The sequence below is a fragment of the Mesorhizobium waimense genome (genome assembly GCF_003601975.1).
Lineage (GTDB): Bacteria > Pseudomonadota > Alphaproteobacteria > Rhizobiales > Rhizobiaceae > Mesorhizobium > Mesorhizobium waimense.
This window is the reverse complement of record NZ_QZWZ01000149.1, coordinates 1-1,540: the sequence shown is the minus strand read 5'-3', so window position 1 is coordinate 1,540 and position 1,540 is coordinate 1. Positions and strand designations below refer to the sequence as shown.

The 1,540-nt window shown below is 65.3% G+C and carries 1 protein-coding gene; it reads left to right on the top strand.

The window, feature by feature from the left end; translation table 11 throughout:
• Positions 1 to 20: 20 nt before the first annotated feature.
• On the top strand, positions 21 to 1,540 hold a 1,520-nt coding region (locus D3227_RS40280; protein WP_147377835.1), incomplete at its 3' end, for a phosphomannomutase/phosphoglucomutase.

The following is a 1,540-nucleotide window of genomic DNA, read 5'->3' as shown; positions in this document are numbered from 1 at the left end:
CCGTCTGGAGTTCTGCTGTCTTGCCCCCAAAAATCGTCGGCGACGCCCGGCCCAACAGCTTCGAATTCGAAACCGACGCGCTGATCAAGGCGTCCGGCTTTCGCGAATATGACGCGCGCTGGTGGTTCGGCCATCCCGGCTCTTCGGTGCAGCCGGAGCTCAATTTGATCGGCGTCCAGGCGCTCGGCATGGGACTGGGCACGCTGATCCGCCGCCTCGGTGCCGGGCCCGATATCGTCACCGGGCATGATTTCCGCTCCTATTCGCTTGGCATCAAGCTGGCGCTGGTCTCCGGCCTGATGGCCGCCGGCGCAAGGGTGAAGGATATCGGCCTGGCGCTGTCGCCGATGGCCTATTTCGCCCAGTTCGCGCTGGATACGCCTTCCGTCGCCATGGTCACGGCCTCGCACAACGAGAATGGCTGGACCGGCGTCAAGATGGGCGCGGCGCGGCCGCTGACCTTCGGCCCGGAGGAGATGGGCGCGCTGAAGAAGATTGTGCTGACAGGCGATTTCGACCTTGCCGGCGGCGGCTCCTATGAATTCGTCTCCGGTTTTCGCCAGACCTATCTCGACGACCTGGTCGGGGACAAGCGCATCGCGCGCAAGCTCAAGGTGGTCTGCGCCTGCGGCAACGGCACCGCCGGCGCCTTCGCGCCCGAGGCGCTGGCGCGCATCGGCTGCGAGGTCATCCCGCTCGACGTCGAACTCGATCACAGCTTCCCGCGCTACAACCCGAACCCCGAGGACATGCAGATGCTGCATGCCATCAGGGACAAGGTGCTGGAAAAAGGTGCCGATGTCGGGCTGGGCTTCGATGGCGACGGCGACCGCTGCGGCGTCGTCGACAATGAGGGCAACGAGATCTTCGCCGACAAGGTCGGTGTCATGCTCGCGCGAGATATTTCCGCGCTGCATCCCGGCTCGACCTTCGTCGTCGACGTCAAGTCGACCGGCCTGTTCAACACCGACAGCGTGCTTCGCACCAACGGCGCCGTCACCGACTACTGGAAGACCGGGCATTCCTACATCAAGCGCCGTGTCGCCGAACTTGGCGCGGTGGCCGGCTTCGAAAAGTCCGGCCATTTCTTCTTCAACCCGCCGATCGGGCGCGGCTATGACGATGGCCTGATCACCGCCATCGCCATCTGCCAGATGCTGGACCGCAGCCCGGACAGCTCGATGGCCGACCTCTACCGCGCGCTGCCGCTCACCTTTGGCACGCCGACCATGTCGCCGCACTGTGCCGACGAGGTGAAGTATGGCGTGGTCGAGCGGGTGGTAGCCGACTTTCAGGCCATGCGGCGCGACGGCGCCATATTTGCCGGCCAGAAGATCGCCGCGCTGATCACCGTAAACGGGGTGCGCGTCGTTGCCGAGGACGGCACCTGGGGCCTGGTGCGGGCCTCCTCCAACAAGCCTGAGCTGGTCGTGGTGGTAGAAAGCCCTGTATCGTCGGAGCGGCGGCGGCAGATGTTCGAGGCCGTCGACGCCGTGCTGCGCCGCAGCCCCGAAGTCGGCGCCTACAACCAGACTTTCTA